The sequence below is a fragment of the Nocardiopsis sp. CNR-923 genome (assembly GCF_001942255.1).
In the GTDB taxonomy this organism is placed as follows: domain Bacteria; phylum Actinomycetota; class Actinomycetes; order Streptosporangiales; family Streptosporangiaceae; genus Nocardiopsis.
In genome coordinates, this window is record NZ_MKKC01000063.1 from 24,898 (window position 1) to 39,507 (window position 14,610).

Consider the following 14,610-nt stretch of genomic DNA (forward strand, 5'->3'; position numbering starts at 1 on the left):
CAGCAGCCACGGAAGACGCCCTAGGCGGACCGCTCCGTCTCGTTCATCCGCTCGATCGTGGGCCCGGCCGCCCGGGCCCAGGGCACGGAGAGGACGGCGGCGGCCAGGACCCCCAGACCGCCCGCCACCACGATCACGGAGCCGGTGCTGAAGAACTCCGCGCAGAACCCGGCGACGAGGATGCCCAGGCCCTGCGCGACCTGGAGTCCGGCCGCGACCAGCCCGAAGGCCAGCGCCCGCCCCTCCTTGGGCACGCACAGGACGAACGCCGCGTTGGCCACGAACTGGTAGGAACCCGCGACCCCCACCAGTGCGAGCGCGGTGACCATCAGCCACAGTGGCGGGTGGAACAGCCACAGCAGCAACGGGATCGAGGTGAGCACGGCCAGCGGGCCCAACAGTCGCATCCGGGTGGGCGGCGGCACCAGACGGGTCAGGACCAGACCGCCGATCAGGGCGCCGACCGAGGACCCCGCCATGATGAACCCGGTCGCCGCGTCCCCCGCGCCGATCTCGGTGGTGATCGGCTTGGCGAGGCCGTAGGGGATCGAGTACAGACCGGCGAGCCAGCCGAGCAGGGCGAGCGTGCGCAGCCGGGAGTCTCCGAAGACCAGCTTGGCGCCGTCCCGGGTCATCGCGAGGAAGCCCGGGCGGTCCTGGTCATCGGTGCGGGCTGCGGGGCGGAACCGGACCCCGGCGAAGACGATGACGGCGGACAGGACGAAGACCGCGCCGTTGGCGGCCACGGCCACGTGCGGGCCGATGAGCCCCACGACGACGCCTCCCGCCACCAGGCCGGTCAGCATGCCCACCTGTGAGGTGAGCTGGATGATCGCGGTGCTGGCCACGTAGCGCTCGCCCTGGACGATCTCGGTCATCAGGGCCGCGCGCGCGGCGGCGAACGGGATCGAGGGCAGCACCGAACAGAACAGCAGTAGCCAGATCGCCCAGACGGGCATGCCCGGAACGGCGATGAGGACGACGACGAGCGCGCGGATCAGGTCGCACGCCACCATGACCTGGCGGCGCGGGAAGAGGTCGGCCAGTCCGGACAGCAGTGGACCGGCGATGAACGGGGGCAGGAAGGTGACCGCGAGCGTGACGCCGGTCGCGAACGCGGACTCGGTGAGCTGGTAGACGAGGATGCTGGTGGCGATGTTCAGCACGTTGGCGCCGATCATCGAGAGGGCGTGGGCGAGCCAGATGGAGCGGAACTCGCCGATGCGCACGACCTCGCGGTAGCTGCTCCGCCAGGTGTCGTTCGGGGTGCTGGGGGGTTCGTGGCCCCCGTGGTCGGGCGATTTGTCGAGGCTCGGATTTGTCACCCTGCGCTCCCTCATCGTTACAGGGTTGAATTCACACTGTGTCGCGTCCCAGTGACCAACCGTTCCTGATTGGCGATGCGGCCGCAACCACCTTTGGGGATTTCGTGTCTGATTCGTTGCGCTGGGTTACTGTCACGACATGCGTACTCCCAGGTCAGGCGGGTTCTGGGTCTCGGTTCCGGAGAATTCAGGCCCAGCCGAGATCGTCGAGTCGTGCGTCGTCGATCCCGAAATGATGCGCGATTTCGTGAATGACGGTTACGCGTACCTCCTCGACGACCTCTTCCGGTGTCTCGCAGATCGCGCAGATGTCACGCCGGTAAATGAAGATCCGGTCCGGCAGTACTCCGAAGTAGGTGTCGCCCCGCTCGGTCAGGGGGACGCCCTCGTAGAGCCCGAGCAGCCCGTCGGGCGACTCGTCCTCGACGGTGATGACCACGTTGTCCATGAGCCGCGCCAGGTGCGGGGGGATCTCGTCCAGGGCGTCGGCGACCAGTTCCTCGAAGCGTGCGCGCGTCAGTTCCACCACACAGACATTGTGCTGCCTGTCCGACGGGGCCGGTAGCGATCCGGGGAGACATAACACTCTGGATGGGAGGAAACATTGGGAACGGCTCCCCGGGGCGGCATCATGGGGGATGTGTTGTCATGGGAAGCGGTCCGCGCGTACGACTTCCGGGGTGCCCTCGCCCGGGCGAGGGCCGGGCGTGCGTGGCGTTGGGCGTGCGTGGTCGCGGCGGGCCTGGTCGGGGGCTGGCTGGGGCTGGCGCTCGGCGGCCACGTCGTCACACCGATCGGCCCCGCCGACGTCACCTTCGCCCTGGTCCCCCAGTGGCGCGGCGAGACCGTCGTCGACGTCGCGCCCTTCGGCCAACTGACCTTCGACACGCACCGGGCCCCGCTACGGGTGGAGGCGACGATCTCCGACATCCGGCTCGCCGCGGCCGAGGAGATGTTCACCGATCCCGATTCGATCAACCGCATGGCCGCGGGCATCGGAGAGGACCTGCGCGAGGGCGTGATCGCCCTGGCGGTCCGTGCGCTGCTGGTCGCGGCGCTGGGCGCGCTGGCCATGGGGCTGCTGCTGTTCCGGAACGTGTGGCGGGCCGTGGGCAGCGCGGCCGTGTCGCTGGTGGCGCTGGTCGCGTCCGCGGCGGTCGCGGCGGCCACGTTCAACCCCAGCGCGATCGCCGAGCCCCGGTACACGGGGCTGATCGCGGGCGCGCCGCAGGTGGTGGGCAGTGCCGAGGCCGTGGTCAGCCGGTTCACGCGGTACCAGGAGCAACTCGCCGGCCTGGTGGGCAACGTGTCGATGCTCTACGAGGCGACCTCGACCCTTCCGGTGTACGAGGAGGACGAGTCGGTGATCCGTGTGCTGCACGTGTCCGACATCCACCTCAACCCGGCGTCCTGGGCCATCATCGGCACGCTGACCCAGCAGTACGCGATCGACGTGGTCGTGGACTCGGGCGACCTGACCGACAGGGGGAGCGCGGCGGAGGACGCCTTCGCCGACGAGATCGCGGACCTGGAGGTCCCCTACGTGTGGGTGCGCGGCCAGCACGACTCCATGGGCACCCAGCGGGCGGTGGCCGCCCAGCCGAACGCCGTGGTGCTCGACGGCGAGGTGCGCGAGGTCGCGGGCCTGACCTTCTTCGGCGCGGGCGACCCCCGATTCACCCCGGACGCGACCCGGCTCAACCCCGGGCCCGGGGAGATCGCCGGCCTGGGCGAGGATCAGGCGGAGTCGGTGGCCGAGTCCGGCGAGAAGGTGGACGTGGCCGTGCTGCACACGCGCGCGCAAGCGGAGGCCTTCGACGGGGTGGTTCCGCTCGTGCTCACGGGAGACGAGCACCAGCGGTCGACGCGGTCGGGCACGGAGGGGACGCGGTTCCTCGTCCAGGGTTCCACGGGCGGCGCGGGTCTGGGTGGCCTTGATCACGGTTCGGGGCGGCCCATCCCGTACCAGGCCTCGGTGCTGTACCTGGACGCGGAGACGGGACGCCTCCAGGCGCGTGACGACATCGACCTCGGGGGCATCGGCCTGACGTCCGCGCAGGTCGAGCGGCACATCGAACCCGAGTCCGGCCGCCCGGTGGGGGATCGGGGGAGCGAGTCCGGCGACGCGGCCGACACGCCGGAGAGCACGGCCGAGGGGTGACGTTCGCGCTGGTGACGCGAGGCCGTCAGGCGTGGGCGAATCGCTTTGGAGTTGGTGGGAATCTCCCCTATGCTTGACCTGTCACACGGGCCCCCATCGTCTAGCGGCCTAGGACGCCGCCCTTTCAAGGCGGTAGCGCGGGTTCGAATCCCGTTGGGGGTACGACGCGGTCGGACCACTGCCGGGCATCTGGCAGAATGATGACCGCAGCTGCGCGCCGGGGCCATGCTCCCGGCGTGACAGGCGAACAAGGTCCTGTGGAGCAGTTAGGAGTGCTCGCCACCCTGTCAAGGTGGAGGCCGCGGGTTCAAATCCCGTCAGGACCGCAGATGCCGCCGGGAGATCGGCGCGCATGGCTAGGTAGCTCAGTTGGTACGAGCGTCCGCCTGAAAAGCGGAAGGTCGGCGGTTCGACCCCGCCCCTAGCCACCTGTAGCAGACATGCGAAAACGCCCCGCCACCTGGGAAGACAGGCAGCGGGGCGCTTTGCTGTGTCGGTGGTCGTCGGTGGACCGTGGCGGGTGCCGGTGGGTGCCTGCGGCCAATGCGCGGCCACGTTCAGGAGCGGCGCAGGGCCTCCTCGATCTGGCGCTTGGCCCGGTCCTCCTCCCCGACGAGACACTTGGCGTAGATCTTCTTGAGCACGGCCACGCTGTGCCCCGCCCACTGGGCCACGAGCGTCTCGGAGACGCCGCGTGAGCCACGTGGACACGCAGGTGTGCCGGAGGTCGTACGGACGCCTCGCGAGCGGAGAACGCGTCTCAGCCTCGCTCAGGACCGCGTCGCGGGTCCACGCCCACGCGCGCCGGTAGGTGATCGTCGCCAGCGGTCCGCCGCGCACCCCGGTGAACAGCCGACCCTCGGGGTCGGTGCCGAACACCTCCAGGTGCTCCCAGAAGAGCCGGGTCAGCTCCGGCGGACAGGGGACCGGCCGGACCTCTCCGGCCTCGCGCTGCTTCGGCCCGCGCCGGGTGTCGCGGCTGGTGCCGTCGTCGGTGAACTCGGGCCGGGCGTCGGGGGTGACCTCCTCCACGTAGATCTCGCCCCAGTCGTAGACCGGTGAGCCGGTCGCGTCGGTGCGGGGCGCGGGCAGGGACAGGTTGTGCTTGTGCAGGTTCACCGCCTCCTCGGGCCGGAGCGCGGCGTAGTACATCGACCCGAAGAACGCGACCAGCCGCGGACCGGACTTCATGCCCTGACGCCGCTCGGTCTCCTCGTAGCCGTACTCCCGCACCTTGTCGAGCAGGTTCCGGGCCTGTTCCGGGTTGACCACGCACCGCCGGTCGACCTGGTGGACCGAACGGGACGTGGTGGCCTCCAGGTCCCCGATCGGGTTCCGTTCGAGCAGCCCTTCACCCACGGCGTGGGCCAGCGCTGCCTTGAGGATGCCGTGGTTGCGCCGCTGGGAGCCGATCACCAGCTTCCTGCCCTCCAGGTCCCGGGTGGCCGCGCGCACGGCTGCCTCGGCGACCTTCGGGTCGGCCAGTTCCCCGACCGTGCGGCTGTGCCGATAGACCCACCGCAGCGCCTCCTCCACCTCGGGCGGCCGCTCCGCCGCGCGGTAGGTCTTGCTGTAGGCCCAGCGCCTCAGCGCGGCCCGGAGGAGCGCCGGATCGGGCATGCCCCGCTCGGTGGTGAGCAGCGCGGTCGTCGCCATCATCAGGGCGAACGCGATGTTGCCCCGGTGCTTGGCGGAGATGTCCGGCCACTTGTGGTCGACGTAGGAGACCGCGAAGTCGTACCAGGACTTCTCCGGCCGTTCCTCCCGGAGCATGCTCACGGGCAGTCCCTTGGACAGGCTGAACGCCTCACCCCGGCTCTGCGCCTGCACCAGCTGGGAGCGGAAGGCGTCCGCCTGGGCGCTCTTCTTGAACGGCTCCTTGAACTCCTCGGTGCCGACCTTCCAGCGCACCCGGTAGGTCGTGCCCCGGGCGCCCTTGTAGGTCGTGACCTTCCAGACGGCGACCCTGTAGCTCAGGTCGTCGGACTCGATCATCAGGCGTTGTCCTCAGCGGTGGTCATGAACTTCTCGAACTCCGAGCGGCGGATGCGCAGGCTCCCGTTCGGGAGCTTCGCGCACTTGGGAGCGCGGCCCTTCTTGCGCCAGTCGTAGAAGGTGTCGCGGCTGATCATCAGCTCCCCGCAGAACTCGTCCACGGTCAGCCAACCCCGGGAGCGCTGCGCGGGGACGGTGGGGGCCTTGGCCGGACGCACCCGGCGCGGCTTGGCGCGGTCGGTCATCATGGGAAGTACTCCTTGCCTCTCACGGGGTTCGGGGTGCGGCTCCGGCGGTGCTTGGCGGTACAGGCCGGGGCCGTCTTCTGTGCTGCGGGTGGCGGCGCTCATCGGGTGAGCCGCCGGTCCGCGCCGGTCATCTCGACTCGGGTCGTCATCTCGATCAGCCGGGACGCGATCCGGTCGCCCATCAGCTCGGGCAGGGCGGCGGGCGGTTCGTTGCTGGTGAGGATCACCGGGAGCATGCGGTTGTAGCGGTGGTTGACGATCCGGTACGTCGTCTCCTCGGTCCACGGCGAGGACTTCGTGGTCCCGAGGTCGTCCAGGAGCAGCACGGGCACGCTCAGCACGCGGCGCATGAGCCGTTCGCGTTCCTGGTCGCCGGACGCTCCGGGGCGGAGCGCGGCGTACAGGTCCGGGAAGGTCGTCGCCAGGAAGCCGAACCGTGTGGGGCCGGTCAGGGCGATCCTGCGCACGGCTCCGAACGCCGCGTGGGTCTTGCCGGTGCCGGTGCCGCCCCAGAGCATGAGGGACGGTGCCTGCGTGACGTCGGCGGCGACCTGGTCGGCCCAGTCGCAGACCCGGGAGTGCTCCGTCGAGGCGGTCAGGTACCGGGGCGGCGTCATGCGCTCGAACTTGGTCAGGGCCGCGTTGACCCGCTGCGTGTGGTGGTAGGCGGGGTGGCCCGGGAGTTCCGGCCGGGGCATGTCCTCCACCGGGCCGGGTGTGGTGTCCAGGCCCTTCTCGCGGGTGATGCGTGCGAGCCGGGCGAAGAACTGGGTTTCGGTGGTCGTGTTCATGCGCTGCCTCTCATGACCAGGGGTCCGGGTTGTCGCCGTAGTCGCCGGGGTTCCGGTACGGGGTGTGTCCGCCCACGGCACGCAGCTGAGGGCGTGGGCGGGCGCGGTTGATCGCGATGCGCAGGGTGTCGGCGGTCAGGGCGAAGCGGCCGTCCGCCGCGACGTGTTCGAGCCCTCGGGAGATCTCCTCATCCGAGTAGCCGCTGTTCAGGGCCTTCTTGACGACGGCGCGGATCTTGTTCCAGTCGCCCATGCCGTGGGTGGCCCGGTGGTAGACGGTGGCGAGCGCGTTGACGCGCTTGTGGCCGACCTGGGCGGGTGTGTCCGGTCGTTCCGGAGAGGCGGTGGGGGTGGCCTGTGACGGCTGTTCCCGAACGCCTTCCCTTATAGGGGCGTCGCTCTTCGTCGCCCCCGGGGGTGACGAAGCAGAGGCGCTTGGTCTCCCCCGGGGGTGACCTGTTTCCTCGGAAACCCGTCCTCCCCGGGGGTGATCGGTTTCCCCGGAAACGGGACTTGGATCCGGCACCCGTTTCCCCGGAAACGTGTCACCCACGGGGGTGATGGACTCGCCCTCGGGAAGGGCCGCCTGGAAGACGGACGTGGCACCACGGGTGCCCCGGCGAACCTGCCGGAGTAGCCCCGCTTCGATCGCCTTCGAGGAGCGACCGGAGACGCGTTGCGGGGCGCGGGACAGCAATGCCGCGAGGTCGTCTCGGCTGATCGCGACACGGCCGTCGTCGTCCATGTGCTCCGCCAGCACCAACAGCAGTACGCGCACGCTGTCAGGGACGCGGGCGGTGGCGTAGACGTAGCGCAGCCACCGCCCGCGCACCGTGCTCGGGTCGGCCGGTGCCACTACTCCTCCGAGGCGTTCACGTCGTCTCGGAACTCGGGGGCGCACCAGACCCGGACGACGATCCCGTCCACGATCGCTCGTGCGTCCGGAGTGGTGCCGCGGCGCAGTTCCACGCGCGTGCCCAGACGCGCGGCCCAGTCCCGGACCGCCTGGTGGGAGTCGGCCTGTCCCGCCAACAGGTCGGCGTTCAGGTCCGCGGTGACGTAGGAGCGGGTGAAGCGTCCCGGCGAGTACAGGTTCCAGCTCACTTCCGGCAGGTTGGGCGTGTCGAGCAGAGCAGCGAGAACGCGCGCGGCCGTGCGCTGGAGGTCGCGGTTGGTGGTCATACTGGGGTCCTCTCGTGTTTCGGGAGAGACGGCCCCGCCCGGTGCCTGCAAGCTGAGGGTGGGGCCGTCGTCGCGGTGCGGACGCCGCTGTGGACGCCCCGGCGCGGTGTTACAGGTCAGAGGGTGTCCACACCGGTCTGGACACCCGGTTTGGACAGGGTTTGGACGGCTGTCTGGAACGGGGTTGGACAGCCCCTTGGAATCGGTGCGGGCGGTCCCTGCGAGGGCACCCCGGTCGGTGGGCGGGATGCCCCACAGGCAGCGCCCGGGGTCAGGCGTCGACCAGTTGGCGGGTCTCCAGGACAGTCCACGACCCGTCGTCCTCGTGGTGAAGACGGCCGTCGCCCTCCAGGCGGCTCAACTGGCCGTAGAGCCAGCTCTTGCTGCGCTCCACCCCCATCTCCCGCAGCTCCGCCTTCAAGTCGAAGGCCTTGAACGTGCGGCCAGGTCCCCACTCCTCGACCAGCGAGTCCATCGCCGCGCGGGCCTTCTCGGCGGACGCCTTGGTGCCCTTCTTACGCACCGGCAGCGCGAAGTCCTGCCCCTCCTCCAGGGGTGGGATCTCGGTGTCCAGGTCGCCCACGACGTCGGGGTTGTCGTCGGGGACGGTCAACACGATCGGATCCATCTCGTCGTGCTCCTGGTCGTGGTCGGCGGTCACGATCTCGTCCTCCTGGTGCTCGTCGGTGGACGCGGTTTCCACGAGCGGAGCGGCACCGCCCGTCCGGCCCTCCAGGAACCGCGCGTACGCCTCACCGAACGCGGCCCGGGTGACGGGGTCGAGCTTGCCGTCCTGCGCAGGCAGGGAGTCGGCGGCGGCCTTGAGGACCTTGTTCTCCTCGGCCGGGTTGGTCGAGGGCGGTCCGAACGCCTTGACCGCCACGGTGTGCCGGTCGGGGTCGGTGTGCTCGATCGCGGCGAAGAACGCCCCGGGCTTGGACTTGCGCCACCGCGAGGGGTCGCACCCGGCCTCGGTGACGTAGTCCGGCAGTACGAACGAGGCGTCCGCGTGGTCGCGCACTCCGAAGCAGAGCCCGTCCCCGAGGTTGGCGCGAGTGTCGGTGTCGAGGTTGCCCCAGGTGGCGCGCTGCAACGACAGCTCCAACTGGATGCCGACCGACCGGGCGACCCGGGCCACCTCCACGATCTCGTCGAAGTCGACGACCTCGGCCGCCTCCTCCACCAGCAGGTAGAGGAAGCTCAGCCCGCATCCGGGCACCCACTGGGAGTGCCCCTGGTCGGCGAGGTGGTTGGCGCGGGCCTTGATCGCGCGCTTGAGGGCTTCCAGGAGGAGCCGGGCGTCCTTCTTGGTGTAGGCGGGCCACCCGATCGCGCCCTCGATCGGACCGAGGGTCTGGCGGCCCTTGGCCAGGTCGACCGCGAGCGTGAACGTGTCGCACCGGGCGGCGACCTGCACCATCTTGACCTTGCCGTACACCGACTTCCCGGCCCCGGCCATGCCCACGGTCAGGCTGTGCCGGTTGGTGATCTCGTTGGTGAACGGCTCCCCGTCCTCGTAGACCCCCAGGTGCAGCGGGTGGTCGGCGATCGAGGCTCCCACGTGGTCGGGGTTGAGCCCTTCCCAGGGGATGAGCTTGCCCATCACGTCCTTCTTCGTGATGACCAGCTCGGCCCGGTCCGCGCGGGATTGGTCCTCGATCACGCGGATCGCACCGGGGGCGACGCCGTAGGCGCTGGCGAGTTCCTTGCCCCGGTTCTGGAGGGACTCGGCGGTCTCACCGTTCTCCAGGGTCAGGGTGTGGCGCTGCTGCATCTCGGTGTCGGCGGTCAGCTTGGCCTTGATGTCCTTGATCCGCAGCTTGGCCGCGACCTCCTCGAAGGTCGGCAGGATGCGCCCGGCCCCCTTCGTCCGTGCGGCCTCGGCACTGCCCTGCGAGCGCGCCCACTGGTGCACGTTCGCGATCGCGGCGGCGGCCGACCCGCCGATGATCAGCGCGTCCATCAGCGGACGACCGGGGCCGAACGCGGTGGCCAGAGCCAACCAGGCGGCGGACCCGCCGGTCATGGCGGTGGCGATGTGGTGGGCGTACCAGGTGCGGGAGTTGGTCAGTCGGTGGGTGGCGTAGGTGACCACCCCACCGGCGGCCGTGATCGCGGCGGCGGCCAGGCCGGTGCCGAGTCCGAGGTCGCCCCACAGCCAGTGGGTCAGGTATCCGGCCGGGATCAGCGCCGGAGCGGCCAGCCAGGGGCGGACGTAGTCCACCGTGTTCGCGGCGCGGCGGGTGGCGGCCTCCGAGTCCTCTCGGCCGCGAACCACCAGATCGTTGCGAGCCACGTGCTGCTCCTTCTCGTGTGGGGCGGGGCCGCACCTGGCGGCCCCGCGGCTTCCGGCGGTGGGGTCAGGCTTCGAGGTTGATCGTCTTCTTGCGCTTCTTCGGTTTGATCAGGTGCTCGAAGTGCTTGACCATCGACCCCCACGTGCGCACGGCCTCGATGCCCACGGTCCGCTGCGCCTCAGCGGAGCGGCGCAGGTGCCGGGCGATGCTGCGGGACTTCGAGCGCACCGCGCGGTGGGACTCCCCGTCGCCGGGGGGCAGGTCCTTGAGCACCGCTTCCAGCTCCTGGGCGGAGTACTCCAGCTCCATCGCCAGGGCGCGGGACAGGCGGCGCACCCGCTCGGTGTAGCGGCGGATGTCGGAGCCGGTCTCGAACTCGATCTCCTCCAGCTCAGCGATGATCTGCTTGGCGTAGTTGGCCTCAGCGCTCACGGGCGCGCTCCTTCTCGCTGTTGTGGGTCGGGCGGTTGATGACGACTGCGATCACGCCCCGGCCGGGGCCGTACTTGCGCACGTGGGCGCGGTGCAGGTGGGTGCGCCAGGTCCGCCCCAGCCAGGCGGCGGCGTCGGCGAGGGTGTTGCGGAGCGGACGGATGTCCAGCCACGCGCAGATGAGTGAGTCGGCGTGGCACAGCAGGTGGTCGACGAACGAGGCGGCCGCCGCGAGGCGCACCCGCCAGGTCGGGCGGCGGCTCATCCGGCCACCTCCAGGCTCTCGAATCCGGGAAGGGTCAGCTGGTCAGCGCACACCGGGCACCGGTCCCAGGACTGGCAGCGGTGCTTCCTGGGGTCGCGGCACCGCTCGGAGTGCGGCGGGGCGACCTCGATCAGGTGCTTGGCCTTGTCGTTCTCGGCCAGGCGCTTGGTGTAGTGCTCGTCGAACTCGGCCTCGCAGGAGCAGCGGACCGTGTAGCACCACGCCTCGCCTTGGGAGGTCTCCTCGCGCCAGCGGCGCACCTTGGGGCGGTGGCGGACGGTCATGCCGTGTCGCCTCCATCCTCGATCTCGCGGCGGATCCGGCGGACGGTCGAGGCGGCCAGACCGAGCGCTTGGGCGATCTCACCCGTGGGAGCGCCGGGGTGATCGGACAGGAAGTCCGCGACGCGGCGACGGTTCTCGATGCCCTTCAGGCGTCGGCGCTCCTGCGCGGTGAGCACACGCTCAGACGACTCGTCGTCGCCGTGCGAGCGGTCCCGCTCACACGGGCGCTCAGACGGGGTAACCTCGTCAGATGCGGCGTTGACCCCGTTGTCGTCGGGGGAGTCGTCGCCGTGCGAGCGGTCCGGAGTCTGCCCGTGTGAGCGGGTGGTGTCGTGCGAGCGCTCAGACGGACCGCCGTGTGAGCGGGTGTGGTCTCGGAGGTAGTCGGCGGCCTGTTCCGCGATCTCCTCTCCCACGACCTCCAGAGCCTGCCCGACGGTGCGGTGCGGCAGCGGACCCGTCGGCTCCCCGTGCTCCTGGTCCCCGTCGTCGGCGGGCACGTCGGTCGCCGTGGTCCGGGTGCGGCCGTCGATGCGGCCCACCAGGGCGGTGATCGCGGCGGCGGAGGTAGTGGCCACCAGGTACGCCATCGCGGAGAACGCCGCTGCTCCCAGCGACGCCACGGCTCCGACTGGGCCGGAGCCGATTGTGGACCCGATGATGCTCACCAGCAGTGGCACCGCGATCAGCGCGATCAGCGTGGTTCGAGCCCGCCCCTTGGAGGGAAGGGCTTCGGCGCGGGCCAGCTTCCCGGCCCACAGGATCGCGGTGGTCGACATCCCGGTTAGGGCGACTTCGGCGAGGTAGCCGATGCCGTCCGGGGCGGTCGGGTGGTGGGCGACCACGGCCGCCTCCAGTCCCATCGCGGACCCGACTGACAGCACGATCGAGGCTCCCAGGCACAGCCGGGAGAACCGCGTACGGCTGCGCACGAGGTCGAGGACGGTGTAGGACTCATCCGTCGCGGCGCGGGCGGCGTCCACGGCGGCGGCCGCCCGGATGACTTCTTCGGCGCGCCGGTCGGCCTCGCGCACCGCCCGCAGCTCCCGGCGGTGCTCCATCTCCAGGCCGGTCGCCAGCCGCTCCGCCTGGAGGCGGTCAGCGGTCGCCCTGGTCTGCGGGTTCAGGCGCGGGTCCGCGAGCAGCTTCTGTTCGGGCACGGCCGCCAGGGCCTGAGCCTGACGGATGCGCTCTTGGAGGTCGGTCACCACGTCGGTGGTCTTGTTCGTGTGCCTGCGGCGGAGGTTCATGAGGTGGCTCCCATCCAGACCAGGCCAGCTCCGATGACGAGAGCGGCAGCGATCAGCAGGTCGACGGCGATGCGGATGCGGACGAACTTGATGGAGGCGACGGCCGCCAGGTTGACCAGGCGCTCGCGGGTGCGCTCGGGCTTCCAGCTCTCGGGGTCGTCGGTGATCCGGGCGAACGGAGCGCTGATGCTGCGGGGGCGGACGACCGTCAGGAGCACGACGAGTGCCACGACCAGAAGCAGGGCTCCGCCCCGCAGCACCCAGTGCGCGGTGGTGCCGCCGGTCAGCAGCGGTCCGGCCGCCAGCACCGCCAGCGAGGCACCTCCCAGGGCGGTCAGCGCGGACGCCTTAGCGTCTGCGCGGGCAAGCTCGGCGCGGGTCTCGTCGATGTAGTCGGTCAGCGGGACGCGGGGGTCAGTCACGGCGGTCTCCCAGCTTGGAGAGGCGACGGATGGTGCGCAGGTCAGCACGGATGTTCACGATCGGGATGCCGACGAGCCGGTAGACCAGAGCGCACAGGACGAACAGGGCGAACAGCGAGATCAGCGGAGCCATCAGCGCGACCTCCAGAACGGGGGAGTGAGCATCAGGGCGGCCAGCGCGAGGTAGGCCAGGACGGTCAGGATCGCGAGCAGCATCAGCGCCGACCTCCCTTCCGGCGGCGGGCGGTGTGGGTGACGACCAGGCGGGTGCGGGACAGGCGACGCAGCTTCGAGCGGACCTTGCGGTAGGCGGCAGCCACGCGGAGTGCCCCCAGCACGAGCAGGAGAACGAGGACAGCGGTCGCGATCACCAGGGGCAGCAGGTCGGGAGTCACAGCGCCCACCCCCGGATGTCCTCGGAGGCCAGGGCGGCGTGGGTGATCTCGGTCAGGCGGTCGTCGAGGATGTCCGCTGCGGCGGCCAAGCGGGCGGCGCGCTCCTGGTCGCTCTCGTCGGCCAGTTCGGCGGCGAACAGGTCGTCGGTGTCGGTGATGCCGAGGACGTCCAACGCTGCGGGGGCGACCTCGAACGGTGCGGGGGGAGTAGTGCTGTTCTCGGGAGCGTCGGGGACGGCATCATGGTGGTGCGCATGTGCTGCTCCTTGCAGGTGAGCGAGTGCGTAGGAGTCCCGCCGGGCGGCATCCCGGCGGGACTCGTCTTTGGTTGGTCGGTTGTTCGAGCCGGTGACGGCCCTGATGGACCCGGGTGGTCCCGGCCCGGTCCCGTGTCCCGTGTTGTGCCGAGAAGCGGGGTCGGACAGGCACCCCTGGGGTGCGGCGCGGCCATTCCGTACCCCCGGTCTCCGCCGGTCGGCGCACCCTTGTCGGGGTGCCGTGGCCACGTCTTCCCTTCGCCGCCCCTTGTCTGCTCGGGGTGGGGTAAGGGCTTGCGCGCTATGTGCCTCAAGGGCTTGTGAAAGCTCGTGCGCTCGGGGATTCCACGCGATGGACAGGGCTCTGCCCTGGTCACCGGAGTCCTCTTCCGGGCTGCGGCCGGTGGCCGTGAAACTGTTATAGCACGCAAGCGTCATGTGTCCTAGTACAGTTGGCATATTCCTTGGCCTGAGTGCGTTGAGGATCGCAGAGTCCCAGGTCACATGCCCGAACATTTATGCGTACTAGTACACTGATCATGTTCACCACGAAGGAGCCGCACGTGTCCCCTCAGGTCCAACGCACCGACCCGCCCTACATGCAGGTCGTCAAGCACATCAAGGCTGAGATCGAGTCCGGCGCTCTCCAGGACGGGCAGAAGATCGACTCAGTCCGCTCCATCGCCGCGAAGTGGAAGATCTCGCTCGCGACCGCGACCAAGGTCGTCGGGGTGCTCAAGGCTGAGGGCCTGGTGCGCAGCGAACCCGGCAAGGGCAGCATCGTCACCCGCGACCAAGCGGCGGCCAGCGCCAAGGACCGTGTGCTCCGCAGCCTGGAAGGTCGGATCTACGCGGCGAACGAGCGTGCAGAGATCACGTCGGCCGAACTGGTGCCGGCACCCGAGGAAGTCGCGGACGCCCTCGGTGTGCCTGCCGGTACGCACGTCATCCGACGCCAGCGGATCACTCTTCGGGATGACGTGCCCTCCTCGGCCAGCACGTCCTGGTTCACGGGCGAGCTGGCCGACAGCGCTCCCCTCCTCCTGGAGGCGAGGCGGTTGCCGCAGGGCACACCGAAGTACATCGAGGAGCAAGCGGGGCTCACGGCCGCGGCGGGTAAGGACCAGCTCCGCGCGGACATCGCCTCGGAGGAGGACTCCGCGGCGCTTGGCATCCCGCTCGGTTCCCCGGTCCTGCGCAAGCAGAACTGGGTCTTGAACGCCGAGGGCGACGTGATCGAGTTCGGCCAGTCCGTCTCCGTGGCCCGTCGCTGGGCCACGTACAACTACGAGATCTCCAGGTAGGA

General features: G+C 70.2%; 17 protein-coding genes and 3 tRNA genes. 5 read left to right on the plus strand and 15 right to left on the minus strand.

Annotated features, from left to right (window positions below):
- Positions 1 to 20: 20 nt before the first annotated feature.
- Complete coding sequence (locus BJF83_RS05370) at positions 21 to 1,325, minus strand: MFS transporter (protein WP_075925418.1); 1,305 nt, start codon at positions 1,323 to 1,325, stop codon at positions 21 to 23.
- A gap of 187 nt (positions 1,326 to 1,512) precedes the next feature.
- A complete protein-coding gene (locus tag BJF83_RS05375; protein WP_075925419.1) occupies positions 1,513 to 1,854 on the minus strand; it encodes a metallopeptidase family protein in 342 nt (113 codons plus the stop codon).
- Positions 1,855 to 1,956: 102 nt separating this feature from the next.
- Between BJF83_RS05375 and BJF83_RS05380 the strand changes: the two genes are divergently transcribed.
- The 4 genes from BJF83_RS05380 (at position 1,957) to BJF83_RS05395 (ending at position 3,914) form a co-directional block, all read left to right on the plus strand.
- Positions 1,957 to 3,486: a metallophosphoesterase gene (locus tag BJF83_RS05380; RefSeq protein ID WP_187347095.1), complete on the plus strand. Its 1,530-nt coding sequence runs from the start codon at positions 1,957 to 1,959 to the stop codon at positions 3,484 to 3,486.
- Positions 3,487 to 3,575: 89 nt separating this feature from the next.
- Positions 3,576 to 3,648 (plus strand) — tRNA-Glu (locus BJF83_RS05385).
- Positions 3,649 to 3,737: 89 nt separating this feature from the next.
- Positions 3,738 to 3,812 (plus strand) — tRNA-Asp (locus BJF83_RS05390).
- Between the two features lie 28 nt (positions 3,813 to 3,840).
- Positions 3,841 to 3,914 (plus strand) — tRNA-Phe (locus tag BJF83_RS05395).
- A 1,566-nt stretch (positions 3,915 to 5,480) separates the two neighbouring features.
- Here the strand turns inward: BJF83_RS05395 and BJF83_RS05405 are convergent.
- The 13 genes from BJF83_RS05405 to BJF83_RS27355 form a co-directional block, all read right to left on the minus strand.
- Positions 5,481 to 5,729 (minus strand): helix-turn-helix transcriptional regulator, encoded by a 249-nt coding sequence (locus BJF83_RS05405; RefSeq protein ID WP_369974512.1) that lies wholly within the window; start codon positions 5,727 to 5,729, stop codon positions 5,481 to 5,483.
- A 98-nt stretch (positions 5,730 to 5,827) separates the two neighbouring features.
- Positions 5,828 to 6,520, minus strand: coding sequence for an ATP-binding protein (locus tag BJF83_RS05410; protein ID WP_075925420.1), 693 nt, complete (start codon positions 6,518 to 6,520; stop codon positions 5,828 to 5,830).
- A gap of 10 nt (positions 6,521 to 6,530) precedes the next feature.
- Positions 6,531 to 7,376 (minus strand): hypothetical protein, encoded by an 846-nt coding sequence (locus BJF83_RS05415; RefSeq protein WP_075925421.1) that lies wholly within the window; start codon positions 7,374 to 7,376, stop codon positions 6,531 to 6,533.
- Positions 7,376 to 7,702: a hypothetical protein gene (locus BJF83_RS05420; RefSeq protein WP_075925422.1), complete on the minus strand. Its 327-nt coding sequence runs from the start codon at positions 7,700 to 7,702 to the stop codon at positions 7,376 to 7,378. The genes BJF83_RS05415 and BJF83_RS05420 overlap by 1 nt, the downstream gene beginning before the upstream one ends.
- 271 nt (positions 7,703 to 7,973) lie before the next feature.
- Positions 7,974 to 9,998, minus strand: coding sequence for a hypothetical protein (locus BJF83_RS05425; RefSeq protein WP_075925423.1), 2,025 nt, complete (start codon positions 9,996 to 9,998; stop codon positions 7,974 to 7,976).
- Between the two features lie 64 nt (positions 9,999 to 10,062).
- Positions 10,063 to 10,431, minus strand: coding sequence for a hypothetical protein (locus BJF83_RS05430; protein WP_075925424.1), 369 nt, complete (start codon positions 10,429 to 10,431; stop codon positions 10,063 to 10,065).
- Positions 10,421 to 10,696 carry a hypothetical protein gene (locus BJF83_RS05435; protein ID WP_075925425.1) on the minus strand — a complete coding sequence of 92 codons (276 nt, stop codon included), beginning with the start codon at positions 10,694 to 10,696 and terminating at the stop codon, positions 10,421 to 10,423. The genes BJF83_RS05430 and BJF83_RS05435 overlap by 11 nt, the downstream gene beginning before the upstream one ends.
- Positions 10,693 to 10,980: a hypothetical protein gene (locus BJF83_RS05440; RefSeq protein ID WP_075925426.1), complete on the minus strand. Its 288-nt coding sequence runs from the start codon at positions 10,978 to 10,980 to the stop codon at positions 10,693 to 10,695. Before BJF83_RS05440 ends, BJF83_RS05435 begins: the two co-directional genes overlap by 4 nt.
- Positions 10,977 to 12,230: a winged helix-turn-helix domain-containing protein gene (locus BJF83_RS05445; RefSeq protein WP_075925427.1), complete on the minus strand. Its 1,254-nt coding sequence runs from the start codon at positions 12,228 to 12,230 to the stop codon at positions 10,977 to 10,979. The genes BJF83_RS05440 and BJF83_RS05445 overlap by 4 nt, the downstream gene beginning before the upstream one ends.
- Entirely contained in the window at positions 12,227 to 12,652 is a 426-nt protein-coding gene (locus tag BJF83_RS05450; protein WP_075925428.1) for a hypothetical protein, read from the minus strand. The genes BJF83_RS05445 and BJF83_RS05450 overlap by 4 nt, the downstream gene beginning before the upstream one ends.
- Positions 12,645 to 12,785 (minus strand): hypothetical protein, encoded by a 141-nt coding sequence (locus BJF83_RS27810; RefSeq protein WP_187347096.1) that lies wholly within the window; start codon positions 12,783 to 12,785, stop codon positions 12,645 to 12,647. The genes BJF83_RS05450 and BJF83_RS27810 overlap by 8 nt, the downstream gene beginning before the upstream one ends.
- Before the next feature lie 82 nt (positions 12,786 to 12,867).
- Positions 12,868 to 13,056 (minus strand): hypothetical protein, encoded by a 189-nt coding sequence (locus BJF83_RS05455; RefSeq protein ID WP_262391338.1) that lies wholly within the window; start codon positions 13,054 to 13,056, stop codon positions 12,868 to 12,870.
- Positions 13,044 to 13,220 carry a hypothetical protein gene (locus BJF83_RS27355; protein WP_158070335.1) on the minus strand — a complete coding sequence of 59 codons (177 nt, stop codon included), beginning with the start codon at positions 13,218 to 13,220 and terminating at the stop codon, positions 13,044 to 13,046. The genes BJF83_RS05455 and BJF83_RS27355 overlap by 13 nt, the downstream gene beginning before the upstream one ends.
- Before the next feature lie 623 nt (positions 13,221 to 13,843).
- Here BJF83_RS27355 and BJF83_RS05460 point away from each other — a divergent pair.
- The gene (locus tag BJF83_RS05460) at positions 13,844 to 14,608 is read left to right on the plus strand and encodes a GntR family transcriptional regulator (protein WP_262391339.1); all 765 of its coding nucleotides are present in this window, start codon (positions 13,844 to 13,846) and stop codon (positions 14,606 to 14,608) included.
- The last annotated feature ends 2 nt before the right edge of the window (positions 14,609 to 14,610 follow it).

Coding starts and splice junctions, on each gene's coding strand:
- BJF83_RS05405 (WP_369974512.1), bottom strand. CDS start 5,729: ATGATGACCGACCGCGCCAAGCCGCGCCGGGTGCGTCCGGCCAAGGCC.
- BJF83_RS05435 (WP_075925425.1), bottom strand. CDS start 10,696: ATGAGCCGCCGCCCGACCTGGCGGGTGCGCCTCGCGGCGGCCGCCTCG.
- BJF83_RS27810 (WP_187347096.1), bottom strand. CDS start 12,785: ATGGCTCCGCTGATCTCGCTGTTCGCCCTGTTCGTCCTGTGCGCTCTG.
- BJF83_RS05445 (WP_075925427.1), bottom strand. CDS start 12,230: ATGAACCTCCGCCGCAGGCACACGAACAAGACCACCGACGTGGTGACC.
- BJF83_RS05440 (WP_075925426.1), bottom strand. CDS start 10,980: ATGACCGTCCGCCACCGCCCCAAGGTGCGCCGCTGGCGCGAGGAGACC.
- BJF83_RS05410 (WP_075925420.1), bottom strand. CDS start 6,520: ATGAACACGACCACCGAAACCCAGTTCTTCGCCCGGCTCGCACGCATC.
- BJF83_RS05460 (WP_262391339.1), top strand. CDS start 13,844: ATGTTCACCACGAAGGAGCCGCACGTGTCCCCTCAGGTCCAACGCACC.
- BJF83_RS05380 (WP_187347095.1), top strand. CDS start 1,957: ATGGGGGATGTGTTGTCATGGGAAGCGGTCCGCGCGTACGACTTCCGG.
- BJF83_RS05420 (WP_075925422.1), bottom strand. CDS start 7,702: ATGACCACCAACCGCGACCTCCAGCGCACGGCCGCGCGCGTTCTCGCT.